The following is a 26,119-nucleotide window of genomic DNA, read 5'->3' as shown; positions in this document are numbered from 1 at the left end:
CGGTCCTCGTCGGTCAGCGACTCCTCGATCGACCCGACGATCGGGTCGGTCGGCGCCAACCGGGGTGCGGCGGCCTGGTTGTTCGACGGCAGGTACGACAGCAGGTCCTTGACGTAGTCGAGGGCGTCCTGCTCACCGGAGGCGACGTAGTGCGCGACCCCGGACTTGGCCATGTGGGTGTGGGCGCCACCGAGGTCCTCCATGGTGACGTCCTCACCGGTGACGGTCTTGATCACGTCCGGGCCGGTGACGAACATCTGGGAGGTCTGGTCGACCATCACCACGAAGTCGGTCAGCGCCGGGGAGTACACGTGACCGCCCGCGGCCGGGCCCATGATCAGCGAGATCTGCGGGATCACCCCGGACGCCTGGACGTTGCGGTGGAAGATCTCCCCGTACAGGCCGAGGGAGACCACACCCTCCTGGATGCGGGCGCCGGCGCCCTCGTTGATCCCGATCAGCGGCCGACCCGTCTTCAGGGCCAGGTCCATCACCTTGACGATCTTCTCGCCGTAGATCTCACCGAGGCTGCCACCAAAGACGGTCGCGTCCTGGGAGAACACGCACACGTCGCGGCCGTCGATGGTGCCGTACCCGGTGACCACACCGTCACCGGCCGGCCGGTTGTCCCCGAGCCCGAAGTTCGTCGACCGGTGCCGCGCCAACGCGTCCACCTCGACGAACGAGCCCTCGTCCAGCAACGCCTCGATGCGTTCACGCGCGGTCAGCTTGCCCTTGGCGTGCACCCGCTCGACCGCGGCCTCACCCGACGGCAACGCCGCCTCCGCCTGCCGTCTGTGCAGGTCCGCAAGCTTGCCCGCGGTCGTGTGGATATCAGGGACATTCGATGCCGCGGTCACGGCAGGCTCCTGGACGCTGGTCATGGGCACAGAGCTTATCGACTGCCACGGGCGCACGACGGCGAGAGGTGCGGATACGCCGAATCCCCAACCCTAAGCTACCGGCCAGTACCGTGTCGAGTCCGGTTCGTCGGCGCCGCGGTCGCCGTCCGACGCCCTACGCTCGACCCATGTACACGGACCTGAACCGGCCCCCGTTGAACGTCGACTCGCTGCGAGCAGCGTTGGTGACCCGGGAGGGCGGCAACGATCCCCGCACGTTCTACCGCTCCCTCGACGTGGTCGCGGAAACCGGGTCGACCAACGCCGACCTGCTGGCCAGGTCCGTCGACACGGCCCTCGACCGGGCCGTGCTGATCGCCGAGTACCAGGACCACGGGCGGGGACGGCACTCGCGGAGCTTCGTGGCCCCGGCGCGGTCGTCGGTGTCGGTCTCCGTGCTCCTGAGGATGCCCGGACTTCCGCTCCAGTCGCTGGGGTGGTTCCCGCTGATGACCGGGATCGCCGTCGTCGACGCGCTGCGGTCGGTCGCCGAGGTGGACGCCACCCTCAAGTGGCCCAACGACGTTCAGATCGGTGGGAAGAAGGTCGCGGGCATCCTCGCCGAGGTCGCCGCGACCGCGCCGATTCCGTCGGTGGTCATCGGAATCGGACTCAACGTCACGATCACCGAACCGGAGCTGCCCGTCCCGACCGCGACGTCGCTGCAGCTCGCCGGCGCCGTCACCACCGACCGCGACACCATCGCGCGCGCCGTCCTGCGGTCACTGGCCACGCAGTTCACGGCCTGGCAGGCGGACGGATGGCAGATCGAGGGGCTCGCCGCCGACTACCGGTCGCGCTGCAACACGCTCGGTCAGCGGGTGCGGGTGGAACTGCCCGGCAACGAGGAGATCGTCGGCATCGCCACCGACGTCGACCTGCAGGGCCGCATCGTCGTGCAGCCCGACGGCGGAGCGGCGCCGGTGCCGGTGTCGGCGGGTGACGTGACGCATCTGCGCCCCCACCCCGCGTAGCCCCCACCCCGCGTAGCTCTCACCCGAATGGCCCTCACCCGCGTCGCCCGGACCGCGTGGAGCACTGACACAGCAGAAGGGGTGCCGACGATGCTCAGTTCGTCGGCACCCCTTCGTGATTGGTGCGCAGAGATCAGACGCGATCGGTGTCCCAGGTGGTGATCGCCCAGATGATCACCACGTCGAGCGCGATGATCAGGATCGACCACACCGGGTAGTGCGGCAGCCACAGGAAGTTCGCGATGATCGACAGGGCGGCCAGGAAGATGGCCGTGATCCGAGCCCAGGTCGCACCGGTCATCAGGAAGAAGCCCGTCAGCGCGATCAGGATGCCGACCACGAGGTGGATCCAGCCCCACGCCGTGATGTCGAACTTGTAGGTGTACTCCGGGCCGAACACCAGCACCTCGTCCTTGGCGAGCGCGGAGATGCCCTGGAATACCTGCAGAATACCGACGGTCAGGAGCAACACGGCCGCCGCGATGGACGTGCCCGCGGCAAATCCCTGCTTGACGCCGCCGTCGCTGTGCTTCGCCACCGAGGGGTCAGTCATGGCCCTTCCTTTCCGAGATGTGTCGTGACGGTCGTGAAGTAGTTTCCGGGCTCTCGTCGGACGAAACCTCATCCGTCGCGGGTGAGGTTCGAACGCCGACGCCGGAGAAGCCTTCAGGGGAAGGGTCACTGGAAGGAAATGCGATGACCGACTATCCGGGGGGAGTGCCCACACCACGGGCACCCGAACGCGGCATCTCGGCGGCGAAGTTCTGGCCCGGAGCCGCGGCCGCGGCGCTGGTGACTGCGTTGTCCGCGCTCGTCGTGGCACTGCTGTTGCGGGCCTTCGCAATTGACCCCCTGCCGCCGCCGTGGCTTCCCGATGTCTCCGTGCCGGTCCGATTCGCCGTCCTGGGGTTCGTGCTGGCGTTGCTGGCATCGGCGCTGCTCTACCTGCTGGTGGTGAGCACACCGGGGGGTGTGACCTTCTTCGGATGGATCGTCGGGTTGCTGTTGCTGGCGTCGGTGATCCTGCCGTTCGTCTACGACGCGACACTCGCCGACCGGATCGCGACGGCACTGGTGCACCTGGCGATCGGGTTGCCGATTCTGGGTCTTCTCCCCGGTGTCGCCCGGCGGGCAGCGGTGTGGAAGTGATGGCGGTACCGGAAGTGAATCAAGGAGTACAGGTTCCGACGCGGCCGCAGACCCCGGAGGGCTGGCCCCGTGGTCTGATCGTGCTGCTGGCGTTGGCCGGCGGCGTCGTCGCGATCGCCGGTGTCCATGCGTTCTCCGGCATCCTCGGCCCGGTGTTCCTGGCGTTGATGCTCGTCGTCGCGGTGCAGCCCCTCGGGAACCGGCTCCGCCGCAAGGGCGCACCGATGTGGGTGGCGGTGCTCGCGACACTGGCGTCCGTCTACTTCGTGCTGTTCGGATTGATCGGGGCGCTCGCCGTGTCGGTGGCGCAGCTCGCGACGCTGTTGCCGCAGTACGCGGACAAGGCCGATCAGCTGGTCGCCGACGTGCAGACTCGACTCGGGCAGTTGGACATCGGTTCCGACCAGGTCGAGACGGTGCTGTCGAACATCGACTTCGGCAAGCTCGTCGGATTGCTCGACGACGTCCTGCTCGGTCTGCTCGGGGTCTTTTCCAACCTGTTCTTCCTGGTTGCGGTGCTGCTGTTCATGGCGATCGATGCGGCGTCGTTCGGTGACCGCATGCGCGCGGTCGCGTTCTCGCGTCCCGACATCGCGTACGCCTTCTCGGCATTCGCGTCCGGCACCCGCAGTTACCTCATCGTGTCGACGGTGTTCGGTTTGATCGTCGCGGTGATCGACGCGGGCGCGCTGTGGGCGATGGGTATCCCGCTGCCGCTGCTGTGGGGACTGCTCTCGTTCATCACCAACTACATCCCGAACATCGGCTTCGTGATCGGGTTGATCCCGCCCGCCCTCATCGCACTGCTCGAGGGTGGCCCGGTGATGATGCTGTGGGTGATCGTCGTCTACAGCGTCATCAACGTCACCATCCAGTCGGTGATCCAGCCCAAGTTCGTGGGCGACGCCGTCGGGTTGTCGGTGACGGTGACGTTCCTGGCGTTGGTGTTCTGGGGATGGGTGCTCGGCCCGCTCGGCGCGTTGCTGGCGATTCCGGCGACGCTGCTCGTCAAGACGCTGCTGCTGGACATCGATCCGACGACGAGGTGGGCGAACGCGCTGATCTCGGGGTCGGCACCGACCCCGGAGGAGATGGTGGTCGCGGAGCAGGAGGCCGAGGTGCGAACGCGCGAACTGCAGAGCGCCGCCGAAGAGGATCTCACCGACGGCGAACGCGGCGAGGTTGTCGGGACCGTGGTCGGCGACGACGTGGACGGTGAGGTGGAGCGGGCGTAGGACGAGGGGAACGAAGGTGCCACGTCCGAGGTGGCAGACTTTTGGGAATGGGCTACCCGGACGACGCGCTCGCCGCAGACGAGGAACTGTTGCTGCACAGGCATCCCCACTGGAAGATGCTCGTGCTGCCCGCGCTGACGTTCATCGTCGCGACCGCAGTCGCGGGATTCGCCGCCGGTCTCGCGCAGGCCCGCCTGGACGGCACCGCCCGGACCGTGGTGTCCGTGATCGTGCTCGTCGCGTGGCTGGCCCTCGTCGGGTGGCGGTGTGTGGTCCCCCTGATCTCCTGGAAGTCCACGCATTTCATCGTCACCGACCGCCGGGTGCTGATCCGCCAGGGGGTGCTGACGCACAGCGGAATCGACATCCCGCTCAGCCGGATCAGCAACGTGCAGTTCCGGCACGGACTGCTCGACCGGATGATGCGGACCGGCACCCTCGTGATCTCGTCGGCGGCCGACGATCCGCTCGAGTTCGACGACATCCCGGACGTGCAACGCGTGCATTCGCTGCTCTACCACCAGGTTTTCGACGCCATGCAACTCGGCGACCGGCCGGGCGGCGAGCACCTCGACCACGGCACGGACGGTGGGGACGGCGAGGGCAGGCAGCCACGACGAGGCTGGCGCCGCTGATCCGCATGGCGCGGCGGTGCCGCTGATCCGCATGGCGCGGCGGCGCCGCGGCGTGGACGCTCCGTACTGTGGTGACGTGACTTCCGTACTACTGGCCGAGGACGACGAGGCCATCGCCGCGCCGCTGTCCCGGGCCCTGGGCCGTGAGGGCTACGACGTGACGGTCGAACAGACCGGCCCCGCCACCCTCGAGCTGGCGCTGAGCGGCACCTTCGACCTCCTGATCCTCGACCTCGGTCTGCCCGGCATGGACGGACTCGAGGTGTGCAGGCAGCTGCGCGTCAACGGGTCCGAACTCGCTGTTCTCATGCTCACCGCCCGCACCGACGAGGTGGATTTCGTTGTCGGCCTCGACGCCGGCGCGGACGACTACGTCGGCAAACCGTTCCGGCTGGCCGAGCTGATGGCCCGTGTGCGAGCGCTGCTGCGTCGCCGCGGCGGCCCGGACGACTCGGCGATCGAGGTCGGGGACCTGCGTCTCGAGCCGGCCGCCCGGCGGGTGCTCGTCGGTGGAAACGAGATCTCGCTGGCCAACAAGGAATACGAACTCCTCAAGGTCCTGATGGACCGGGCCGGTGAGGTGGTCTCACGCGATGTGATCCTGCAGGAGGTGTGGGGCGACGTCGACCTGCGCGGCTCGAAGACCCTCGACATGCACATGTCCTGGTTGCGGCGCAAGATCGGCGACGAGGGCCCCATCGCGGAACGCCGCATCGCGACCGTGCGCGGAGTCGGATTCCGCCTGAACACCTGAGTGCAGCGGAATGCGTCGCCGCATCCTGCTCTCCATCCTCGCCGTGGTCCTGGTGACCGGGCTGCTGCTCGGTCTGCCGCTGACCTACACGGCGTGGCTGTGGGTTGAGGACTTCACCCGTCGTGACCTGCAGGCCCGCCTCGACCGGATCTCCGCGGAGATCATCGACCAGGAGGGCCAGAGCGGGGTGGTCGAGGGCAGTCTCGACGTCGGTTCGCTGCGAGTGGCGGTGCCGGCGGGGGGACGCCTGTCGGTGGTCTATCCGTCGCGCGACGATCCGAACGCCCGGATCGACATCGGCGCCGCGGAGGTCGAGGACCCGCTCGTGGAGGCCATCTCGATGGGACGGTCCGGGTCGCTGCGGCTCGAGACGCCGTCCGCGGCGATGCGGACCCTGCAACAGCAGGCCGTCGGCGGGGTGGCGCTCATGGTGCTCGTGTCCCTCGCGGTCGGCACCGCGATCGCGACGGTCACCGCCCGGCGCCTCGCCGACCCCATGCAGGACGTCGCGGACCGGGCGGCGCGACTGGCCAAGGGCGACTTCCGCACCGACGCACGCCGGTACGGCATTCCGGAGCTGGACCGCGTCTCCGACGTCCTCGACTCCGTCACCGTCGAGATCGCGGGCCGGTTGCAGCGCGAGCGGGCGCTGGTCGGGGACGTGTCGCACCAGTTGCGCAGCCGGTTGACGGCGGTCCGGCTGCGACTCGACGAACTGTCGGTGCATCCGGATCCGGATGTCGTCGACGAGGCCAACGCGGCCATGGCCCAGGTGGACCGATTGACCGTCGCGATCGACGAACTGGTCCGTTCCTCGCGCATCGACGGTGTGGACCGCCAGTCGTTGTCGGTGGTGCGGGAGCTCGACGCGGTCGTCGCCGAATGGCAGCCGCAGTACCAGCAGGAGGGACGGTCGCTGGTGTTGCGGGGCGATCGCACCGTCCGGACGTCCGCGACCCCGTCGCGGCTGCGTGAGGCGGTCGCGGTGCTCGTCGACAATGCCCTGATGCACGGAGGGGGAACCTGCACCGTCGTGGTCCGGGTGCTGCCCGGTGTCGGTCCCCGGCGGGAGGCGATGGTGTGCGTCGAGGTCGGCGACGAGGGTGACGGTGTCAGCGATCAGCTCGCGCCGCACATCTTCGACCGCGGGTTCTCCGCTGGTGGTTCCACCGGTGTCGGGCTGGCGTTGGCGCGTGCGCTGGTCGAGGCCGACGGTGGACGTCTGGACCTGCAACGCAGGCGGCCGGCGCTGTTCGCGCTGTTCCTGCCGACCGAACCGCGCACGGACGTCGAGGCGTCGCTCGAGCCGCGTTAGCGCGCGGCCAGTTCGTCCGGTGTCGGGTCGAAGTCGGATCCGCCGCGCGCGTTCTCGTCGGGGAACGCGAACCGGCGCAGCGCCCAGAACCGGAACGCCATCTGCAGTAGGTTGCCGATGATGTAGTTGAGCACGAAGTCGATGATCACGACCGTCGTCACGCTGGCCTGGTCGGCGCGGACGTCGAAGATGTTGTTCGCGATCCACAGCGGCGCCGCGGAGATGACGACGCCGATCAGGCTGATCACGAAGAACAGGATCGCCTCGTGGTGGCGTTCGCGTCCGCCGCGGTTCTTGAACGACCACTCCCGGTTGAGGACGTAACTCAGGATCGTGGCCATCACACCGGAGATGACCTTGGCGATCACCGGCTTCTGCTCGAGCACCGTGAGGCTGAGGGAGTAGAAGATCGCCAGGTCGAAGACCATGGTGGTGCCGCCGACGATCGCGAACTTGATCAGTTCGCGGTGACGCAGCACAACGTCCCGTAACGGCCTGGGCACGTGGCTGAGCGCCTGATCGACAAAAGACACAGGAGGACATTCTACGAACCTCGTCGCGCCGGGTTCGACCGGACACTCCGATCACAGCCTGTTCTCAGATTCGGACCACGGAACCTGGGGACGGCCCGGGGGAGGCGTCGTGACACCATGGACAACCGTGAGCACCGATTCCGGATCCCAGCCCCGCCCCACGACTCCCCGCGGCCGGGATGCCGCGATGCCGGTGGTCACGATGATCGGCGGCGGCCAGCTGGCCCGGATGACGCACCAGGCGGCAATCGAACTCGGACAGTGCCTGCGGGTGCTCTCCGGCGGGCCCGACGAACCGGCCGCGCAGGTCAGCGCCGACATCGTGCTCGGCTCCCACACCGACCTCGACGCGTTGCGTGCCGCCGCCGTCGGGTCGTCCGCGCTGACCTTCGACCACGAGCACGTCCCCACCGAGCACCTCGACGTGCTGATTTCGGAGGGCGTGAACGTGCAGCCGCCGCCGCAGGCGCTGATCTACGCCCAGGACAAGCTCGCCATGCGTCGCAAGCTCGCCGAGCTGGACGTTCCGATTCCGGCATTCGCCGAGGTGACCTCGGTCACCGACGTCGAGAAGTTCGGGGACGAGCACGGCTGGCCGATCGTGATCAAGTCGATCCGCGGCGGCTACGACGGTCGCGGCGTGTGGATGCCCGACGAGCTCGGGGAGGCGTCGGAGATCGTCACCGAGCAGCTCGGCAAGGGTGTCGCGCTGATGGTGGAGCAGAAGGTCCCGATGCGCCGCGAGCTGTCGGCGATGGTGGCGCGGTCCCCATTCGGGCAGGGCGCGACGTGGCCCGTCGTCGAGACCGTGCAGCGCGACGGCCAGTGCGCCGTCGTGATCGCGCCGGCGCCGGAACTGTCCGACGAGCGGGCCGCGCAGGCCGAGCAGTTGGCGCTGACCATCTCGTCGGCGCTGGGCGCGACCGGTGCGATGGCGGTCGAGCTGTTCGAGACCGTCGACGGGGAGCTGGTCGTCAACGAGCTCGCGATGCGCCCGCACAACTCCGGGCACTGGACGCAGGACGGCGCCCGCACCTCGCAGTTCGAGCAGCACCTGCGTGCCGTGCTGGACTACCCGCTCGGCGACACCGCCCCGATCGCCCCGGTGACCGTGATGGCGAACGTGCTCGGCGCACCCGAGGCGCCCGAGATGAGCATGGACGAGCGGCTGCACCACCTGTTCGCGCGGATGCCGGACGCGAAGGTGCACATGTACGGCAAGGGCGAGCGCAAGGACCGCAAGATCGGGCACGTCAACGTGGTCGGCCCCGCGGCGGGTTCGCTCGACGACGCCGCGTACGTGGCCGCGGTCCGGGAGCGGGCCGAACGCGCCGCGCACTGGCTCTCCCACGGCGTCTGGACCGATGGCTGGGACCCGCACGCGGGTGGCGGCCGGGATCCGCACGCCGGCCACTGACGCATCAACGACCATCCACGACAGGAGACAGGCGACGATGACGGAGCAGCAGGGACCGCTGGTCGGACTGATCATGGGCAGCGACTCGGACTGGCCGACGATGGAGGCCGCCGCGGAGGCGTTGGCGGAGTTCGGCATTCGGTTCGAGGTCGGGGTCGTCTCGGCGCACCGCACCCCGCAGCGGATGCTCGACTACGCGAAGGACGCCGCCGGTCGGGGCATCCGGGTGATCATCGCCGGCGCCGGCGGCGCTGCCCACCTGCCCGGCATGGTCGCCTCCGCGACCCCGCTGCCGGTGATCGGGGTGCCGGTGCCGCTCAAGTACCTCGACGGCATGGACTCGCTGCTGTCGATCGTGCAGATGCCCGCGGGTGTCCCCGTCGCGACTGTCTCGATCGGCGGGGCCCGCAACGCCGGCCTGCTGGCGGCGCGGATCATCGGCACCACCGACCCGGCGGTCCGCGAGGCGATGGAGAGGTTCCAGGCCGGTCTGGAGTCGATGGTGCTGGAGAAGGACGCGGCGCTGCGGGAGAAGTTGCTCGGCTGATTTCGGCCCGGGGTGCGGGCGGGCGGCGATAGATTCGCGGGGATCGGTTTGCGTATCACCGTGAAACGGAAATCACCCCTGGGAGTGTCGCCATGCCCGCACCGCTCGACGAGTACCCGATCCACCAGACCCCGCTGCCGATGTCCCGAGTGGTCTCGAGCGACAAGAACTTCTACGACCGCTCCTACTTCAACGCCCTCGACGCCGGCAGTGACGTGTTCCTCGTCACCGGGTTCGGGGTGTATCCGAACCTCGGCGTCACCGACGCGTTCGCCACGGTCCGCAAGGGCGACCGGCAGTGGGCGGTGCGCTTCTCCGATGCCCTCGAGCACCGGTCGCTGGATCTTGCCGTCGGGGGCTACCGCATCGAGGTGCTCGAGCCGCTGCGGCGGCTGCGCGTGGTCTGCGAGGGCGACGACGCAGGCGGGGTCGGGTTCGACCTGACGTGGGAGGGTTCCTGCCCGGCCGTGCAGGAACAGCCGCACCTGCTGACCAACGGGTTGCGTCCGCAGCTGGAGTCGAGCCGGTTCGCGCAGACCGGGACCTGGACCGGCGTGTTGTCGATCGACGGCGAGGACGTCGTGGTCACCCCGGACCGGTGGATGGGCACCCGCGACAGGTCGTGGGGGATCCGCCCGGTCGGCGACCCCGACCCGGCGGGGCGGCTCGTCGACCAGCCGTCCGAGGGATTCTGGTGGCTGTACGTGCCGCTGCGCTTCGAGGGCTTCTCGGTGATCGTGATCGTCCAGGAGAACCCGGACGGGTTCCGCACGCTCAACGACGCCACCCGGGTCTGGGACGACGGCCGGGTCGAGCAGCTCGGCTGGCCCCGTGTCGAATTCAAGTACAAGTCCGGGACCAGACAGGCGCTCGCCGCGACCCTGAATCTGACGGCCACCGACGGCAGTCCCGTCACGATCGAGGTCACCCCGCGCACCGGCATCGCCCTGCACGTCGGCGCGGGCTACGGCGGCGACCCGGAGTGGACGCACGGGCAGTGGCGCGGTCGCGGCTGGTCGGACCGCGCGGTGTACGACCTCACCGATCCGGCGATCGCCGGCCGAATCCCGTACGGCGTCAGCGACTTCTCGGCATCCGCCACTTGCAACGGCATTCCCGGCGCAGGCCTGTTCGAGCACGCCAGTATGGGCAGGCACGACCCGACCGGCTTCGCCGATTGGACCTCCGTGGCACCGTGATGCGCTTCGCGCAGTGGTGCACTTGTGGAGGTCGGCACGTCCGTAAGTGCACCACTGGCGAAGCCATCTACCCTGGGCCCATGCCCGACGATGCAGACCGCTTCCGGCTCCAGGTGGTGTCGGAGGCTCTCCGGCTGTTCTCCGAGCAGGGGTACGAGGCCACCTCGGTCGACGAGATCGCCGAAGCTGCGGGCATTTCGCGGCGGACGTTCTTCCGGCAGTTCCGGTCCAAGGAGGACGTGGTCTTCGCCGACCACGAGGTGCTGCTCGAGCAGGTGTCGTCGTTCCTCGCCGCCGAGCATCCGGACCCGTGGAATGCGGTCTGCGACGCGGCGACGATCGTCTTCGAACGGTTCTCCGGCTGGAACGAGGTCGCGCGGCGTCGCTATGCGGTCGTGCACGAGGTGCCCGCGCTGCGGGACCGGGAGATCGTGACGATCTACCGCTACGAGCGACTGTTCGTCGAGTACCTGCGACGCGCTGCGCCGGGTGCGCCGGATCTGATGCGGGTGCAGTTCGCGGCCTCGGTCATCGCCACGCACAACTATCTGCTGCGCCGGATGGTGCGGGACGGCGCGCGGACGACCTCACCCGAGCTGCGCGCCGCACTCGCCGACATCCGCCGTCGTCTCGATCACGTCCCGGACGGCGCCCCCGGTGACGACGTGGTGGTCGCGGTGTTTCGGCGCGGCCTGTCTCCGAGCGCGATCGTCGACGTGATCGCGCAACGTCTCGAGCAGGACCAACTCTAGCTTGGCACTCGGTGCCGACCACGTGGCACGTCGGGCCTGGATGCTTGTGAAGTCGTCGGGTATGCTGAGCCAAGCGTGGCACTGAGTGCCGACCCTCCGACTACTCTCCACGAGGAGCGACTGATGGCTGGAAACCCGGACTTCGACCTGTTCAAGCTCGCCGACGAGCACGACGAGCTGCGGGCCGCGATCCGCGCGCTGTCCGAGAAGGAGATCGCGCCGTTCGCCAAGGAGGTCGACGAGAAGGCCCGCTTCCCGAAGGAGGCACTCGACGCCCTCGTCGCGTCCGGCTTCAACGCCATCCACGTCCCCGACGCCTACGACGGCCAGGGTGCCGACTCCGTCGCCACGTGCATCGTCATCGAAGAGGTGGCGCGCGTGTGCGGTTCCTCGTCGCTGATCCCGGCCGTCAACAAGCTCGGCACCATGGGCCTGATCCTCAAGGGCTCCGAGGACCTGAAGAAGAAGGTGCTCCCCGAGATCGCGGCCGGCGCGATGGCGTCCTACGCGCTGTCCGAGCGCGAGGCCGGCTCCGACGCCGCGTCGATGCGCACCCGCGCCAAGGCGGACGGCGACGACTGGATCCTCAACGGCTCCAAGTGCTGGATCACCAACGGTGGTCAGTCCAGCTGGTACACCGTCATGGCCGTCACCGACGGCGACAAGGGCGCCAACGGCATCTCCGCGTTCATGGTCCACAAGGACGACGAGGGCTTCGTCGTCGGCCCGCTCGAGCACAAGCTCGGCATCAAGGGCTCGCCCACTGCGGAGCTCTACTTCGAGAACTGCCGCATCCCCGGCGACCGGATCATCGGTGAGCCCGGCACCGGCTTCAAGACCGCGCTCGAGACCCTCGACCACACCCGCCCGACCATCGGCGCGCAGGCGATCGGCCTGGCGCAGGGCGCATTCGACGCCGCGGTGGCGTACACCAAGGACCGCAAGCAGTTCGGCACGTCCATCGCGTCGTTCCAGAACACCCAGTTCATGCTCGCCGACATGGCGATGAAGATCGAGTCGGCCCGGCTGATGGTCTACACCGCCGCCGCGAAGGCCGAGCGCGGCGAGAAGAACCTCGGGTTCATCTCCGCAGCCGCCAAGTGCCTCGCCTCCGACGTCGCGATGGAGGTCACCACCAACGCCGTGCAGCTGTTCGGTGGCGCCGGCTACACCACCGACTTCCCGGTCGAGCGGATGATGCGCGACGCCAAGATCACGCAGATCTACGAGGGCACCAACCAGATTCAGCGCGTCGTCATGTCGCGCGCGTTGCTCAAGTGAGCTGACTGTCCGGAGCGGGTTCCCGTTCGACGGCTTCTCACGCAATCGCGCCGTCGAACGGGAGACCGCTCCGAACGACGGTCGGCGACGCCTGTCCGTTCGGCGGTCCTGCGGAAACGCCCTCGTCTGTGGATGGATCAGCGGCTGTGGACACCCCGGAGCCGATGCACACGTCGTGCCCTCCATCCGTGGGTTCCGCGCTCCGAGGGCACGGAGCGTGTGCGGACTCCGTGCCGGGGTCAGTGGCGCTGTGCGGTGACCTTCTCCGATTCGATCCGCCGAGCGCGGCGCTCCTCGTCGGGGTTGGTCACCTGCACGAGTGACGCGCCGACGGCCAGCACGGCCAGCAGCCCGTCGACGAGTTCGTCGGCGGTGGCCCAGTCCGTGGTCGAGAGCACGCGGTCGACCGAGGAGAACCCCTGCGCGGCAGCGGAATCGGCGGCCCGCTCGAGAACGTCGGCGACGCTGCGTCCGTCGAGGGCGGGCGCTCCGGCCGGAGCTGGGTCGGGTCGGAACTGGTCGCCGTGCACCCGCACCGCCGTGGCGTAGTCGGTGACCCCGACCGGAAGGTCGGCGACCGGTCGTCCGAATGCGTCGAGGGACAGCACCGCGACCTCCGCCGCGTCGGCCGCCTCGTCGAGCCGGTCCGCGGTGACCAGCGCGAGGTCCGCGTCCGGGTCCGGTTCGAGCACGACCTCGGTTCCCGCCCACCAGCAGCCGAGCAGCACGGCCGCGGTCTGCCAGTGCGCCGGCAGCAGCACGCACACCCGCGCGCCGGGAACGAGGCCGAACTCGTCGCGGACCAGGTTCGCGGTCTTGGCCGCCCAGTTCGCCAGTGTCAGCGCCGACAGTTCGATCCGGGCACCGGTCTCGTCGTCGTAGTGCGTGATCCGCGGCCCGGCCGGATCGGTGCGCAGGATCGGATCGAGCAGTGCCGCAGTGAGATTGGTCGCTGCTGTCATGGTGGTGCGGTGCTCCTCACGCCGTCAGTTCACGCATTGCGGTCCGCTGCGGCCCGCGTCGATCGACGGGCCCGATGGAACCGGAGTCGGGCTGGTGCCCTGGTCCACGATGTCGGTGGCCGCGCCGGTCGTCGTGACCGACCCGGTTCCCGGACCCTCGTAGTCCGCGGCGAGGACCACCACGACGGTGTCGCTCGTCAGGGAGGAATCCTGCACCACCTCGAGTCCGCCGAGCGCGGCGGCCACCGACTTCGCCGCCTCCGAGTCGGGGTCGGCAACCCGCACGACGCTCGACGAGACCGGGGAGCCGTCGTTGTTACCGACGACGCCGGGTCGATATCCCTTGGTGGCCAGGGCCTGCGACACCCGCGCCGCGAGCCCGCCGATGCCGCTGTCGTTCGCGACGTCGACGGTCACCGTCGCCGGGTCCACCGTCGGGGTGGTGTCGGTCCGTGCATCCTCGGCGTCGTCCTCGCCGGCGAGGTCCGCCACGAACGCCCGCACGGCAACGGGATCGACCTGGACGACGGATTCGCCGTAGTCGGTCATCGCGTTGATGTCCTCGACGGGAATCGTCCGGAACTGCACCTGCCCACCGGCGAGATTCTGCAGCTCGCGGGCGAAACCGACGATGTCCCAGTCCTCGTCGAGCACCACCGACCGCTGCACCGCCGACGTCAGCTGGCCGAGCTTGCCCGGGCTGCTCAGGGTCTTCGCGCTGATCACCTCCTGGACCAGCGACGCCATGAACACCTGCTGTCGCACGATGCGGTCGAGGTCGCCACGCGGCAGGCCGTGCCGTTGCCGCACGAACGACAGCGCGCTCGCACCGTCGAGGGTCTGCTCGCCGGCCGGGAAGTTCGCCCCCGAGAACGGCTCGTCGACGGCGGCGTTGAGGCAGACGTCGACGCCGCCGACCGCGTCGGTGAGCAACACGAAGCCGAGCAGCCCGATCTCGGCGTAGTGGTCGACGGTGACCCCGGTCAGGTCGGCGACCGACTTGATCAGCGCCTCGCGGCCGGCCTGGGTCGCGTCCTTCTCGGCGGTCGCGTCGTCGACGCCCTCGTCGATCAGCTCCTGCTTCTCGGTCGCCTTCGTGGCGCCGAAGGCGGCGTTGATCTTCGACATCCCGATTCCGGGGACCTTCACGTAGGAGTCACGGGGAATCGAGATGGCGGTCGCGGACTCGCCGTTGTTCGGGATCCGGACCAGGACGATGGTGTCGGTGTTGTCGGATTCGGCGTCACCGGCACGCAGCGACGCGAGTTCCTGTTCGCTGAGCGGGTTGCCGTGCGCGTCGGTGCGGCTGTCCGTGCCGACCAGGAGCAGGTCGAGTGCGCCGTCCTTCGCGCCGCCGAGCCCGAGTCGGGCAGTGGCGAGACTCGACTCGAGGGCGTCGATGCCGCGCCAGGCGAAACCCGTCACCACCAGTGCGAGAACCGATGCCGCGGCGACCGCGATCCGGAGCGGGCGCTCCCCGGGTGTGCCGGTGCGGGGTGCGGGTTCGCGCCGCGAGCGTGGCCTCCGCGTGGTCGGCCGGCCCGGTGAATCCTCGCCCGGTTCCCTGTTGTCCGGCAACACTGCCCCTAATCCGTCTCGCAACTCACAGCTCGCGTCTCCACGTTACTGGGCGGTGGGCGCCTTCCGCGGCAGCCGCAACCGGCGTGCCAGACTTTGCCGTGTGATGAAGATCCTCGTGACCGGTGCCGGTGGCCAGCTCGGCACGCAGCTGATGCGGCGTGCGCCCGACGGCGTGAACATCGTGGGTGTCTCGTCGTCGGAGCTCGACATCACCGATGCCGCCGCCGTCCGGGACGCCGTCGAGCCGGGAACGGTCGTGCTCAACTGCGCCGCCTACACGGCGGTCGACGCGGCCGAGACCGACGAGGCAGCGGCGGTCGCGGTCAACGCGACCGGGCCGCGGAATCTGGCCGAGGCGACGGCCCGCGTCGGTGCCCGGCTCGTGCACGTGTCCACCGACTACGTCTTCCCCGGCGACGCGACCGAACCGTACGACGTGGATGCGCCGACCGGGCCGCGGACGGTGTACGGGCGGACGAAGCTGGCGGGGGAGCAGGCGGTGCTCGCCGCCGATCCGTCCGCCTCGATCGTGCGGACGGCGTGGGTGTACACCGGGACGGGGTCGGACTTCGTCGCCACGATGCGGCGCCTCGAGCGTGAGCGCGACACCGTCGACGTCGTCGACGACCAGATCGGGTCCCCGACGTACGCCGCCGATCTCGCCGACGGCCTCCTCGAACTCGCGACGGGGAACCGGGCGGGAGGGGTCCTGCACGCGACGAACAGCGGGCAGGCCAGTTGGTTCGAGCTGGCGCGGGCGGTGTTCGCCGGCGTTGGGGCGGACCCGGAGCGGGTGCGTCCGTGCACCAGCGCCCAGTTCCGGCGGCCGGCGCCGCGGCCCGCGTACTCGGTGCTGTCGCCGGCCGCCTGGCATTCCGCGGGCCTGACACCGCTGCGGTACTGGGGCGATGCCCTGGCCGCCGCCCTGGCGGAGGTTGCCGACTAGGGTGACGGGCGTGAGTTCGCAGCTGGCCGTGGTGACGGTGACGTATTCGCCCGGCAAACATCTCGAGGAGTTCCTCGACACCCTCGAGGACGCGACGGAGCTGTCGATGCAGGTCGTCCTCGCCGACAACGGGTCCACCGACGGCACGCCGGAGGCCGCCGAGCAGGCGCGGGACAACGTCCGGCTACTGCGGACCGGCGGCAACATCGGGTACGGCGGCGCGATCAACCGGGCCGTGGCGGAACTGGATCCGGCCGCGGAGTTCGTGGTCGTCGCGAACCCGGACATCCGCTGGGGTGCCGGGTCGATCGACGAGCTGCTGAAGGCGGCGGCCCGGTGGCCGCGGGCCGGCGCGTTGGGGCCGCTGGTGCGCGAACCCGACGGCACCGTGTACCCGTCGGCGCGGCACGTGCCGGGTCTGGTGTCCGGGGCCGCGCACGCGGTGCTCGGCACGGTGTGGCCGTCCAACCCGTGGACCACGCGGTACCGGCAGGAGGACGAGCAGCTCACCGAGCGTGGCGTCGGCTGGCTGTCCGGGTCGTGCCTGCTGGTGCGGAGGGCGGCGTTCGACTCCATCAACGGTTTCGACTCCCGGTACTTCATGTACATGGAGGACGTGGACCTCGGCGACCGGCTCGGCCGGGCCGGCTGGCACAACGTGTTCGTGCCGTCGGCGGAGGTCACCCACGCGAAAGGGCATGCGGCGGGACGGCATCCGGAGCTGATGTTGCCGGCCCACCACGCGAGTGCCTACCGCTTCCAGGCGGATCGTCATCCGCACTGGTGGCAGGCGCCGCTGCGGTGGGCGCTCAAGGGGGGTTTGGCGGTGCGATCGAAGGTGGTCGTGGCCGCGGCAGTACGAAACAGGGCGAAAGACGACGAGGGGAACTGACATGACGAACGCTGATGCGCCCGATGCCGGTGACGTGGATGCGGTGGTCCTGGTCGGCGGCAAGGGAACCCGGCTGCGGCCACTGACGCTGTCGGCGCCGAAACCGATGCTGCCGACGGCGGGCCTGCCGTTCCTGACACATCTGCTCGCCCGGATCAAGGCGGCCGGGATCACCCACGTGGTGCTGGGCACCTCGTTCAAGGCGGAGGTGTTCGAGGAGCACTTCGGTGACGGCTCCGAGCTCGGTCTCGAGATCGAGTACGTGACCGAGACCGAACCGCTCGGCACCGGCGGCGGCATCCGCAACGTGCTGCCGAAGTTGCGGGCGGACAACGTGGTCGTGTTCAACGGGGACGTCCTCGGCGGCATGGACCTGCGGGACGTTCTCGCGACGCACAGCAAGCACGAGGCCGACGTGACCCTGCACCTGGTGCGGGTCGGCGATCCGCGTGCGTTCGGCTGCGTCACCACCGACGAGGACGATCGGGTCACCCACTTCCTCGAGAAGACGCAGGATCCGCCGACGGACCAGATCAATGCCGGCTGCTACGTGTTCAAGCGCGAGATCATCGAGAAGATCCCGGCTGGGCGACCGGTGTCGGTCGAGCGCGAGGTGTTCCCGGGTCTGCTCGCGGACGGCCGCCGCGTGTACGGCTTCGTCGACAGCTCGTACTGGCGCGACATGGGCACCCCGGAGGACTTCGTCCGCGGTTCCGCCGACCTGGTTCGCGGTATCGCGCCGTCCCCGGCCCTCGACGGCCAGCGCGGCGAGTCGCGGGTGCATCCCGGCGCGGGGATTGCTCCGGGAGCGGTCCTGATCGGTGGCACCGTCGTCGGGCGCGGCGCGGAGGTCGGGGCCGGTGCGCGCCTCGACGGCGCCATCCTGTTCGACGGGGCGGTCGTCGAGGCCGGGGCGACGGTGGAGCGGTCGATCATCGGGTTCGGTGCGCGGATCGGTCCGCGGGCGCTGGTGCGGGACGCGGTGATCGGCGACGGCGCCGACGTGGGTGCTCGCTGCGAGTTGCTGCGCGGTGCGCGGGTGTGGCCGGGCGTGGCGCTGCCGGACGGCGGCGTACGGTTCTCCACCGACGTCTGAGACGCGAGGCGCTCCGGCTGCCCGTGCGTTGTTGCACGACGCAACCCGAGCGTCGGTGGTGACGGTGGCGGTGGCAGGATGGTTACCCGTGAGTACGCCGGAACCCGTTCTGCACCGTCCCGTCTTCCACCGCTACGTCGCCCTCGGCGACTCGTTCACCGAGGGACTGGGTGACCCGGCACCCTCGCGGCCGAACGGGCTGCGGGGCTGGGCCGACCGCGTCGCCGAGCAGCTCGCCGCGCGCACCGACGACTTCGCGTACGCGAATCTCGCCGTCCGCGGCAAGCTGCTCGGACAGGTCCTCGACGAGCAGTTGGACGCGGCGCTGGCCATGTCGCCGGACCTGGTGACGATGTACGCGGGCGGCAACGACATGATGCGGCCGTCGGTGGACATCGACGCGCTCGTCGCCCGCTACGACGACGCCGTCGGGAAGCTCACCGCCGCCGGCGCCCGGGTGGCGATCTGGACGGCCTACGACGCCGGCTGGGACTCGGTGTTCAAGGTGTTCCGGGGTCGCACCGCGATCTACAACGAGTTGGTGCGCGAGGTCGCCGAGCGGCACGGCGCGACACTGGTCGACTTCTGGCGGTTCGACGGCTACGACGACGACCGGATGTGGGACTGGGACCGGCTGCACATGTCGGCGGCCGGGCACCAGCGCATGTGCGTCGAAGTCCTCGACGCGCTCGGCGTCCCCCACGAGGTCACCGCGCCCGACCTCGGCCCCGCCCCCGTCCGCGGCAGGGCGGAGCAGAAGAAGATCGACTCGACGTGGCGCCGCGAGTTCCTGGTTCCGTGGTTCGGACGCCGGCTCACCGGAAAGTCGTCCGGCGACAACGTCGCTCCGCGTCGACCCGTCCTCGGGCCGATCGCGGCGACGGACTGACGGTTCGCCTCAGGTCCGGCAGCTCAGCTCGATCGTGTCGTGACGTTTCCCCGGCAGGTTGACCGAGGTGTAGCCGTTTCCGGGGTCGCGCACGTAGTCGAGATAGGGCATGGCGTCGGCACTCTCGGCGTTGTCGGCCAGGACGAGGGTGCCGGACGGCAACCGGTCCTCCAACAGGGTCAGCACCGGAAGGTAGAGGTCCTTCCAGCCGTCGAGGAGCACGAACCCGATGGGGCCTGTCACCTCGCCGAGGGTGGTCAACGCATCGCCTTCCAGGACGGTGACGAGATCGTCGATGCCCGCCTCGGCGAACGTCGCCGACGCCTGCGCGATCTTCTTCGCACTCATCTCGGTGGTGTGGATGTGACCGACACCGTTGTCGCGGACCGCCGCCGCCAGGTGCAGGGTGGAGATGCCGTAGGACATCCCGAACTCGACGATCTGTGCGGGTCGGGACGCACGGATCAGTGAATACGCCAGCCGGCCGGTGTCCGGGCTGATCGGCATGTAGATGTCGCTCGCGGCGTCGGCTCGTTCCTGCGCGGTCGCGGTGGTCGAGTGGTGGCGGCCGGTTCCACGGGGGCGGCCCGTACGCCCGGCGGCGTCCGCGTCGTACAGCCTCGCGAGGATGCCGGCGAGCGGCTCGGTGGTCAGCGAAGAGGTCATGAACCGAGAGACTATCCACCGATGCCGGCAATTCGGTGTGCGTCAGTGCCGCCGCGGCGGCGAGTGATCCGCGTCCGGTCACCGCCGCCGGCGGGCGAGAGCGACCAGGTGGTCGATGGTGTCGTGCTCGGCGGTGTCGGGGAGGGCGTCGACGGGCCACCAGCGCAGGTCGTCGGACTCGTCGCTGCGCACCGGCTCCGACCCGGTCGGTGCCCACACCAGGAATCGCAGGTCCAGGTGCCGGGTCGGCCTGCCCAGGGAGCACGTGATCGGGTGGGTGTGCGCGGACAACAGCAGCGGATCGATGCGCAGGCCGGAGATACCGGACTCCTCGGTGGCCTCGCGCAGGGCCGCCGTGACGACGGTGTCGTCGGCGGGCTCGCAGTGTCCGCCGAGCTGAATCCACCTGCCCACTCTGGGGTGCAGGGTCAGCAGCACCTGCCGCGCGTCCTCCGTGAGGACCAGTGAGGAGGCGGTGATGTGGCCCGGCTCGTGTTCACGCAGACACCCCGACGGCGACGCGTCGAGGAACGCGAGCATGGTGTGGCGCAGCGACTCGTCGGCCTCGTTCGGGGTCTGCCACTGCAGCAGGGCGGCCCGCGCCGACGTGTGCAGTGACTGTGCGCTCACCGCTCCACCAGGAGTTCGTGTGGCTCGACGGGCGGGCGCGGTGACAGCGGCTCGGACGGGTGCCCGATCGCGACCGATCCGAGCGGTGCCCAGTCGTCGGGCAGTCCGAGTTCGGTACGGACCAGTTCGGGCGTGAAGATCGTCGATCCGATCCAGCAGCTGCCGAGCCCCCGGGCGGCCAGCGCGACCAGCAACCCCTGCACGGCCGCACCGGCCGCCACGGTGAACATCGTCTGTTCGGCCGCGGTGCGAGCGGCATCGGGATACGAGTGCGCGCCGTCGGGAACGCAGAAGGGGATCACCAACTCCGGTGCGTCGAACAGTATGGCGCCGCGGTCGAGGCGTCGGATGATCGCCCGTTCGTCGAGACCGTCGGCCGTCAGGTCCGCCCGCCACCTCTCGCGCATCGCCCGCAGCAGTCGGTCGCGGGCCTGCGCCGTCCGGAGCCACACGAACCGCACGGGCCGGGTGTGGTGCGGCGCCGGTGCGGTCAACGCGTCGGCGATCGAATTCCGAATCGACTGGGGGTCGACGGCTTCGGCGGAGAACTCTCGGACGGACCGGCGCAGCAGCAGGGCTTCGCCGCGACCGCGCGTGATCGCCTCGTCGGCGCCGAGCCAGAACAGGTCCTCCTCGCCGCGGCGGATCAGGTCCGACGCGCTCGACCCGTCGTCGACGAGGGCGAGGCCGCGGACGACCGCGACCGGCAGACTGCCGGTCTTTCCCTTCACCAGATCGCCCGCGGCAGCCAATTCGTCGGCCACCGCGACCGAGGTGACCATCAGCTCGTTGCCCTGTGCGTCAACGGATCCCGCGTACCCGTGCAGCACCGGAACGCCGGCGGATCCGATGGCGGCATCGGTCTGGCCGTTGCGCCACGCGCGTCCCATGGTGTCCGTGATCACGACCGCCACCCGCACGCCGAGCAGGTCGGCGATCCGCGCGCGCAGCGTCCGGGCGCTGGCATCGGGATCCTCGGGCAACAGCGCGAGCTCGGTGGGGAGGACGTTCGAGCCGTCGATGCCGGAGGCGGCCTGCACGATTCCCAGCCGGTTCTCCGTGATGAGGGTGCGACCCTTGCGGGCGAGCACGCGGACCGCCTCCTGGTCCACCAGGCGTCGCCGTGCCGCGTCGCGTTTCTCGGGGTCGATGGGGGAGGCCACGATTCGGCCCTCGACCTTCGAGACGATCTTGCTCGTCACGACCAGGACGTCGCCGTCCGCCAGCCACGGTGCTGCCGCGACGAGTGCCGCGGCCAGGTCGTCGCCGGGTCGGAACTCGGGCAGTCCGGGGACGGGAAGGATCTCGATCGCGTCGCCGGCGCCGTGGTCGCCCACCTCGCTGCCGTGGTTCCCGACACCCGCGATCGCCGCGCCGTTGTCGTTCACAGCTCCACCCCGGCCAGGCGCAGCGCGGTGCGCGCCATCTCGGCGGTCGTCTCGGGGTCCGTCATCAGCAGTGGTACCGCCTGCACCTGAACGCCGGGCACCTCGGCGGTGTCCGTCTCGTGGATCAGCCAGCCGTCGAGGATGCCGGTGGTCGAGCGCGCGCCGTAGTGGCGGCCGACGGCCTCGGCGGAGGTCTCGACGCCGATGACGTCGAGGCACTCGTCTGCCATGCCGCGCAACGGTTTTCCGCCGACGACTGGCGAGAGTCCGACGACCTTGGCGCGTCCGGTGCGCAGGGCTCCGCGGATTCCGGGTACGGCGAGGATCGCGCCCACGCTCACCACCGGATTCGACGGGGCCAGCAGGACCGCGTCGGCGTCCGCGAGCGCCTCGAGGACGCCCGGTGCCGGCGTCGCGGAGTCCGCGCCGACATACGCGAAGCTGTGTGTCGGGATCTGCGCGCGATGCCGGACCCACCATTCCTGGAAGTGGATCGCGCGCTGCTCGCCGTCCTCGGGATCGGTTACGACCACGTGTGTTTCGCTGCGATCATCGGTCACGGGGAGCAGGCGTACACCCGGCTGCCAGCGATTGCACAGCGCTTCGGTCACGGCGGAGAGCGGGTAGCCGGCACGGAGCATCTGCGACCGGATCAGGTGCGTGGCGATGTCCCGGTCGCCGAGGCCGAACCAGTCCGGCTTCGCCCCGTAGGCGGCGAGTTCCTCCTTGGCATTCCAGGTTTCGCCGACATGTCCCCAACCGCGGACGGGATCGATGCCGCCGCCGAGGGTGTACATGCAGGTGTCGAGGTCGGGGCAGATCCGCAACCCGTGCATCCACACGTCGTCGCCGACGTTGACGATCGCGGTGATCTCGTCCGTGTCGGCGAGCAGACTGCGCACGCCCTGGAGGAAACGCGCCCCACCGACACCGCCGACCAATACAGTCACTCTCACGTTCCAAGAGCCTAGGCGTCGCTGCGAACGAGGTGGGCGGCGCACCCCCGGCCGGGGGCCGCCGACGCGACACGCCGGTGACGCGCACGAACGTGATTTCGTCATGGATTCGGGGTGTGTGATGGTAGGGCAATCGCCACTGACGGCTTGACCCTGTCCGGTGGGCCGTGTCTAATCACAGATGTGTCATTCCGCGGTCGCCGTGAGAACGATTGAGGTGGCTCCAGTTTCGAACACGCGTTCCCATTGGGGTGGGAGCGATGGTCGGGGGTTGGGGAACGGCATTGTCGGGGAGGCATTTTCAACTGTTCAGGAAGTTCTGCGCTATCAAAGGTGAGGAGGCGGAACGGATGCTCAATCAGCCCGAGTCGAAGACTCATCTCAGCGTGCTTGGCTACGAACCGCAGACCGATTCCAGGGCGGGCGCAGCGGGGGGCGTCTGCCAATCACAGGAGGAGCGGGAGGTCGATCGCCCGATCCTCAGTCTGATCGTCAACGGTTTCGACGAGATGTTCGACGCCGTGGAGGATCAGTGGCAGGACCGCGCACTGTGTGCGCAGACCGATCCCGAGGCGTTCTTCCCGGAAAAGGGTGGTTCGACACGGGAGGCGAAGCGCATCTGCCTCGGTTGTGAGGTGCGTGACGAATGCCTCGAATACGCGCTCGCGCACGACGAGCGATTCGGGATCTGGGGTGGGCTCTCCGAGAGGGAACGCCGACGCCTCAAGCGGGGCATCGTCTAGCGCGCGCCGAATTCCGAAAGGGATTGGCGCGCATTTGTTTTCGGACCGTGGATCACAGTCGGGTCACCATATGATCTCGGCGCTGTCACGGTTGATCGTCACTCGTCGGAGTCGTCCGGCAGGTCGGGGTCGATGATCTCGGGCTCCACGCCGAGGTAGGTCGCGACCTGCCGGACGAGCACCTCGTTGAGCAGATCGACGAGGTCCTCCGGGCGTTTCGCACGCAGTTCCAGCGGGCGACGGAACAGCACCAGGCGGGCGCGGGTCGCGTTTCCGTGCCGGTCGACGCCCGCCGGAACCAGACGCGACAGTGGCACCGGACCTTCGGCGACGACCTCCGGTGGCCACGTCACCGAGTCGGGATCGAGAGCGCGGATCTTGGGTACCTCGTCGACGGCGATGTCGAGTTTCGTGATGCGGTCGTGCCAGCGCGCGTCGATCGGCGCGAAGGCCTCCAGTACCAGCATGTCGAACTTCTCGGCGCGGCTGCGCCAGGCCGGCACGCTCGGCGGCAGTACGGGTCCACGGATTCCACGGCCACGCCTGGCCACCGAACGGGAAGACAGTGGTCGACCGTGTCGGGCTCTACGCATAACCGTTGATGCTACCGACGCCCACCGGCGGCCCGGTTCCCCCCGACTGTGCGGCGTCGAGCCCTTTCGGTGTGTCCGAGTAGGTCTCGTCGGGTCCGGGGCGTTACCCTCTCAGTCGTGAGAGGACTGCGTCGATGCTGCCGGCCCGGGTGCAAGAACCCCGCCGTTGCGACCCTGACGTACGTCTACTCCGATTCGACCGCGGTCGTCGGGCCGCTGGCCACCGTCGACGAACCGCATTCCTGGGATCTGTGCGAACAGCACGCGTCCCGGATCACCGCGCCCAAGGGGTGGGAACTCGTCCGCCACGAGGGCGGCTTCTCCAGTGCCACTCCGGACGAGGACGACCTGACTGCGCTCGCCGAGGCGGTCCGCGAGGCCGGTCGTGGTGAGCGGGGTGACGCGCGTGTGTCCGATGCCTCGGCGCCGACGTCGTTGACGGCCCGCACCGGCCGGCGCGGGCACCTGCGGGTATTGCCCGACCCCGGCAACTGAACGCGCTCGTAGACGCGACACCCCGGCAAACGACGGTGGGGCGGTGGCCCACTCCGGGCACTAGGGTGATCGGAGTACCGACGTCGTCTCGGTACGGGACGACGTCGGTACCGCGTTCGTCCGGTACCGCGTGACCGACACCGAAGTTCCGAACTAGGAGAACCGCTGTGGCCCGAACCGCCGAATCCGTCCATGCCCTGATCAAGGCATACGACGTCCGCGGTGTTGTCGGTGAACAACTCGACAGCGACTTCGTGCGGGACGTCGCGGGCGCGTTCGCCCGACTGGTTCGCCAGGATCCGACGCAGAACGCCACCCGCGTCGTGATCGGGCACGACATGCGGGCCTCGTCACCGGAGTTGGCCGCGGCGTTCGCCGACGGTGTCACCGCGCAGGGGCTCGACGTCGTGCTGATCGGTCTCGCGTCGACCGACGAGCTCTACTTCGCCTCCGGCCTGCTGGACTGCCCGGGCGCGATGTTCACCGCAAGCCACAATCCCGCGCGGTACAACGGAATCAAGATGTGCCGGGCCGGCGCGAAGCCCGTCGGCCAGGACACCGGGCTGTCCACGATCGCGAACGAGGTCATCGCCGGGGTTCCGGGTCACGAGGGACCGGTGGGCAGTGTCACGGAGAAGGACGTGCTCGGTGACTACGCCGAGTTCCTGCGCGGCCTGGTGAACCTGTCGGGGATCCGCCCGATGACCGTCGCCGTCGACGCGGGCAACGGCATGGGCGGGCACACCGTCCCCGCCGTGCTCGCGGGCCTGCCGCTGTCCGTCGAACCGCTGTACTTCGAACTCGACGGCACCTTCCCGAACCACGAGGCCAACCCGCTCGACCCGAAGAACCTGGTCGACCTGCAGGAGTACGTCCGGTCGACCGGTGCCGACGTCGGACTCGCCTTCGACGGCGACGCCGACCGCTGCTTCGTCGTCGACGAGAAGGGCGATCCCGTCTCGCCGTCCGCGGTGACCGCGCTCGTCGCCGAGCGGGAGCTGTCGAAGACGCCGGGCGCCACAGTGATTCACAACCTGATCACCTCGCGGGCGGTGCCCGAACTGGTCACGGAACTGGGCGGCACTCCGGTCCGGACCCGGGTCGGACACTCCTTCATCAAGCAGCAGATGGCCGAGACCGGTGCGGTGTTCGGTGGGGAGCACTCCGCGCACTACTACTTCCGCGACTTCTGGGGCGCGGACTCCGGCATGCTCGCCGCGCTGCACGTGCTGGCCGCGCTCGGCGAGCAGGACGAGCCGCTGTCCGAGCTGATGGCGTCCTACAACAAGTACGCGGCGTCCGGCGAGATCAACTCGACGGTCGAGGACGCCGGAGAGCGGACCGCGGCGGTGCTCGCGGCGTTCGTCGAGCGCACCGCATCGGTCGACCGACTCGACGGGGTGACGGTCGATCTCGGCGACGGTGCGTGGTTCAACCTCCGCGCCTCGAACACCGAGCCGCTGCTGCGCCTGAACGTGGAGGCGCCGACCGCCGAGCAGGTCGACGCCCTCGTCGCCGAGATCCTCGCTGTGGTGCGTGCCTGAGCCAGCCTCGATGAGCACCACACACTCGCGGGGCCTGCGGTGCGA

The 26,119-nt window shown here is 69.5% G+C and carries 28 protein-coding genes; 18 read left to right on the top strand and 10 right to left on the bottom strand.

Features of this window, described 5'->3' with window-relative positions:
* Positions 1-884 (bottom strand): acyl-CoA carboxylase subunit beta (locus ACFYVR_RS15655; protein WP_387474568.1); only part of this gene is annotated, 884 nt, incomplete at its 3' end.
* A 146-nt stretch (positions 885-1,030) separates the two neighbouring features.
* On the opposite strand from ACFYVR_RS15655, the gene ACFYVR_RS15650 reads away from it, so the two are divergent.
* Entirely contained in the window at positions 1,031-1,876 is an 846-nt protein-coding gene (locus ACFYVR_RS15650) for a biotin--[acetyl-CoA-carboxylase] ligase (RefSeq protein WP_387474566.1), read from the top strand.
* 133 nt (positions 1,877-2,009) lie between these two features.
* Here ACFYVR_RS15650 and ACFYVR_RS15645 read toward each other — a convergent pair whose 3' ends face one another.
* Positions 2,010-2,429: a hypothetical protein gene (locus ACFYVR_RS15645; RefSeq protein ID WP_387474564.1), complete on the bottom strand. Its 420-nt coding sequence runs from the start codon at positions 2,427-2,429 to the stop codon at positions 2,010-2,012.
* Positions 2,430-2,572: 143 nt separating this feature from the next.
* Between ACFYVR_RS15645 and ACFYVR_RS15640 the strand changes: the two genes are divergently transcribed.
* The 5 genes from ACFYVR_RS15640 to ACFYVR_RS15620 all read left to right on the top strand — a co-directional run bounded on the left by ACFYVR_RS15640 (position 2,573) and on the right by ACFYVR_RS15620 (position 6,964).
* Entirely contained in the window at positions 2,573-3,025 is a 453-nt protein-coding gene (locus ACFYVR_RS15640) for a DUF6069 family protein (protein WP_387474562.1), read from the top strand.
* Positions 3,025-4,260, top strand: coding sequence for an AI-2E family transporter (locus tag ACFYVR_RS15635; protein ID WP_387474560.1), 1,236 nt, complete (start codon positions 3,025-3,027; stop codon positions 4,258-4,260). The genes ACFYVR_RS15640 and ACFYVR_RS15635 overlap by 1 nt, the downstream gene beginning before the upstream one ends.
* A 47-nt stretch (positions 4,261-4,307) precedes the next feature.
* On the top strand, positions 4,308-4,895 hold the full coding sequence (locus ACFYVR_RS15630) for a PH domain-containing protein (protein WP_387474558.1): 588 nt from the start codon (positions 4,308-4,310) through the stop codon (positions 4,893-4,895).
* Between the two features lie 76 nt (positions 4,896-4,971).
* On the top strand, positions 4,972-5,649 hold the full coding sequence (locus ACFYVR_RS15625; RefSeq protein ID WP_387474556.1) for a response regulator transcription factor: 678 nt from the start codon (positions 4,972-4,974) through the stop codon (positions 5,647-5,649).
* A 10-nt stretch (positions 5,650-5,659) separates the two neighbouring features.
* Positions 5,660-6,964: a sensor histidine kinase gene (locus tag ACFYVR_RS15620; RefSeq protein ID WP_387474554.1), complete on the top strand. Its 1,305-nt coding sequence runs from the start codon at positions 5,660-5,662 to the stop codon at positions 6,962-6,964.
* Here ACFYVR_RS15620 and ACFYVR_RS15615 read toward each other — a convergent pair.
* Positions 6,961-7,497 carry a GtrA family protein gene (locus ACFYVR_RS15615; RefSeq protein WP_387474552.1) on the bottom strand — a complete coding sequence of 179 codons (537 nt, stop codon included), beginning with the start codon at positions 7,495-7,497 and terminating at the stop codon, positions 6,961-6,963. The genes ACFYVR_RS15620 and ACFYVR_RS15615 overlap by 4 nt on opposite strands.
* A gap of 187 nt (positions 7,498-7,684) precedes the next feature.
* On the opposite strand from ACFYVR_RS15615, the gene ACFYVR_RS15610 reads away from it, so the two are divergent.
* The 5 genes from ACFYVR_RS15610 (at position 7,685) to ACFYVR_RS15590 (ending at position 12,693) form a co-directional block, all read left to right on the top strand.
* The gene (locus ACFYVR_RS15610) at positions 7,685-8,914 is read left to right on the top strand and encodes a 5-(carboxyamino)imidazole ribonucleotide synthase (protein WP_387474611.1); all 1,230 of its coding nucleotides are present in this window, start codon (positions 7,685-7,687) and stop codon (positions 8,912-8,914) included.
* Positions 8,915-8,951: 37 nt separating this feature from the next.
* Positions 8,952-9,461: a 5-(carboxyamino)imidazole ribonucleotide mutase gene (gene purE, locus ACFYVR_RS15605; RefSeq protein WP_387474550.1), complete on the top strand. Its 510-nt coding sequence runs from the start codon at positions 8,952-8,954 to the stop codon at positions 9,459-9,461.
* 92 nt (positions 9,462-9,553) lie between these two features.
* Complete coding sequence (locus ACFYVR_RS15600) at positions 9,554-10,660, top strand: hypothetical protein (RefSeq protein ID WP_387474548.1); 1,107 nt, start codon at positions 9,554-9,556, stop codon at positions 10,658-10,660.
* Between the two features lie 80 nt (positions 10,661-10,740).
* Positions 10,741-11,412, top strand: coding sequence for a TetR family transcriptional regulator (locus tag ACFYVR_RS15595; RefSeq protein ID WP_387474546.1), 672 nt, complete (start codon positions 10,741-10,743; stop codon positions 11,410-11,412).
* Between the two features lie 123 nt (positions 11,413-11,535).
* Complete coding sequence (locus ACFYVR_RS15590) at positions 11,536-12,693, top strand: acyl-CoA dehydrogenase (protein ID WP_387474544.1); 1,158 nt, start codon at positions 11,536-11,538, stop codon at positions 12,691-12,693.
* 239 nt (positions 12,694-12,932) lie between these two features.
* Here the strand turns inward: ACFYVR_RS15590 and ACFYVR_RS15585 are convergent, their stop codons facing one another.
* Both ACFYVR_RS15585 and ACFYVR_RS15580 read right to left on the bottom strand, forming a co-directional pair.
* Positions 12,933-13,655 carry a TIGR03089 family protein gene (locus ACFYVR_RS15585; protein WP_387474542.1) on the bottom strand — a complete coding sequence of 241 codons (723 nt, stop codon included), beginning with the start codon at positions 13,653-13,655 and terminating at the stop codon, positions 12,933-12,935.
* A gap of 24 nt (positions 13,656-13,679) precedes the next feature.
* Positions 13,680-15,116: an LCP family protein gene (locus ACFYVR_RS15580; RefSeq protein ID WP_387474609.1), complete on the bottom strand. Its 1,437-nt coding sequence runs from the start codon at positions 15,114-15,116 to the stop codon at positions 13,680-13,682.
* Positions 15,117-15,336: 220 nt separating this feature from the next.
* Here ACFYVR_RS15580 and rfbD point away from each other — a divergent pair, with 220 nt between their 5' ends.
* The 4 genes from rfbD to ACFYVR_RS15560 all read left to right on the top strand — a co-directional run bounded on the left by rfbD (position 15,337) and on the right by ACFYVR_RS15560 (position 19,059).
* The gene (gene rfbD, locus ACFYVR_RS15575) at positions 15,337-16,182 is read left to right on the top strand and encodes a dTDP-4-dehydrorhamnose reductase (protein WP_387474540.1); all 846 of its coding nucleotides are present in this window, start codon (positions 15,337-15,339) and stop codon (positions 16,180-16,182) included.
* Between the two features lie 10 nt (positions 16,183-16,192).
* A complete protein-coding gene (locus tag ACFYVR_RS15570) occupies positions 16,193-17,074 on the top strand; it encodes a glycosyltransferase family 2 protein (protein WP_387474538.1) in 882 nt (293 codons plus the stop codon).
* A 1-nt stretch (position 17,075) separates the two neighbouring features.
* Positions 17,076-18,170, top strand: coding sequence for a sugar phosphate nucleotidyltransferase (locus tag ACFYVR_RS15565; protein ID WP_387474536.1), 1,095 nt, complete (start codon positions 17,076-17,078; stop codon positions 18,168-18,170).
* Between the two features lie 88 nt (positions 18,171-18,258).
* Positions 18,259-19,059, top strand: coding sequence for an SGNH/GDSL hydrolase family protein (locus ACFYVR_RS15560; RefSeq protein ID WP_387474534.1), 801 nt, complete (start codon positions 18,259-18,261; stop codon positions 19,057-19,059).
* 9 nt (positions 19,060-19,068) lie between these two features.
* On the opposite strand, the gene ACFYVR_RS15555 is transcribed toward ACFYVR_RS15560, so the two are convergent.
* The 4 genes from ACFYVR_RS15555 to cofD all read right to left on the bottom strand — a co-directional run bounded on the left by ACFYVR_RS15555 (position 19,069) and on the right by cofD (position 22,699).
* A complete protein-coding gene (locus ACFYVR_RS15555) occupies positions 19,069-19,725 on the bottom strand; it encodes an O-methyltransferase (protein ID WP_387474532.1) in 657 nt (218 codons plus the stop codon).
* A 78-nt stretch (positions 19,726-19,803) separates the two neighbouring features.
* The gene (locus tag ACFYVR_RS15550) at positions 19,804-20,355 is read right to left on the bottom strand and encodes an NUDIX hydrolase (RefSeq protein ID WP_387474530.1); all 552 of its coding nucleotides are present in this window, start codon (positions 20,353-20,355) and stop codon (positions 19,804-19,806) included.
* On the bottom strand, positions 20,352-21,743 hold the full coding sequence (locus tag ACFYVR_RS15545; RefSeq protein ID WP_387474528.1) for a coenzyme F420-0:L-glutamate ligase: 1,392 nt from the start codon (positions 21,741-21,743) through the stop codon (positions 20,352-20,354). The genes ACFYVR_RS15550 and ACFYVR_RS15545 overlap by 4 nt, the downstream gene beginning before the upstream one ends.
* Positions 21,740-22,699 (bottom strand): 2-phospho-L-lactate transferase, encoded by a 960-nt coding sequence (gene cofD / locus ACFYVR_RS15540; RefSeq protein WP_387474526.1) that lies wholly within the window; start codon positions 22,697-22,699, stop codon positions 21,740-21,742. Before cofD ends, ACFYVR_RS15545 begins: the two co-directional genes overlap by 4 nt.
* A 509-nt stretch (positions 22,700-23,208) precedes the next feature.
* On the opposite strand from cofD, the gene ACFYVR_RS15535 reads away from it, so the two are divergent.
* Positions 23,209-23,442 (top strand): WhiB family transcriptional regulator, encoded by a 234-nt coding sequence (locus tag ACFYVR_RS15535; protein ID WP_387474607.1) that lies wholly within the window; start codon positions 23,209-23,211, stop codon positions 23,440-23,442.
* Between the two features lie 98 nt (positions 23,443-23,540).
* On the opposite strand, the gene ACFYVR_RS15530 is transcribed toward ACFYVR_RS15535, so the two are convergent.
* Positions 23,541-24,035 carry a metallopeptidase family protein gene (locus ACFYVR_RS15530; RefSeq protein WP_387474524.1) on the bottom strand — a complete coding sequence of 165 codons (495 nt, stop codon included), beginning with the start codon at positions 24,033-24,035 and terminating at the stop codon, positions 23,541-23,543.
* A 117-nt stretch (positions 24,036-24,152) separates the two neighbouring features.
* On the opposite strand from ACFYVR_RS15530, the gene ACFYVR_RS15525 reads away from it, so the two are divergent.
* Together ACFYVR_RS15525 and ACFYVR_RS15520 are read left to right on the top strand one after the other, a co-directional pair.
* A complete protein-coding gene (locus tag ACFYVR_RS15525; RefSeq protein ID WP_387474522.1) occupies positions 24,153-24,530 on the top strand; it encodes a DUF3499 domain-containing protein in 378 nt (125 codons plus the stop codon).
* Positions 24,531-24,697: 167 nt separating this feature from the next.
* Positions 24,698-26,074, top strand: coding sequence for a phosphomannomutase/phosphoglucomutase (locus ACFYVR_RS15520; RefSeq protein WP_387474520.1), 1,377 nt, complete (start codon positions 24,698-24,700; stop codon positions 26,072-26,074).
* Positions 26,075-26,119 lie beyond the last annotated feature (45 nt).

The sequence above is a fragment of the Rhodococcus sp. NPDC003318 genome, from assembly GCF_042879035.1.
Lineage (GTDB): Bacteria > Actinomycetota > Actinomycetes > Mycobacteriales > Mycobacteriaceae > Rhodococcus_G.
This window is presented reverse-complemented; position numbering and strand designations above follow the sequence as displayed.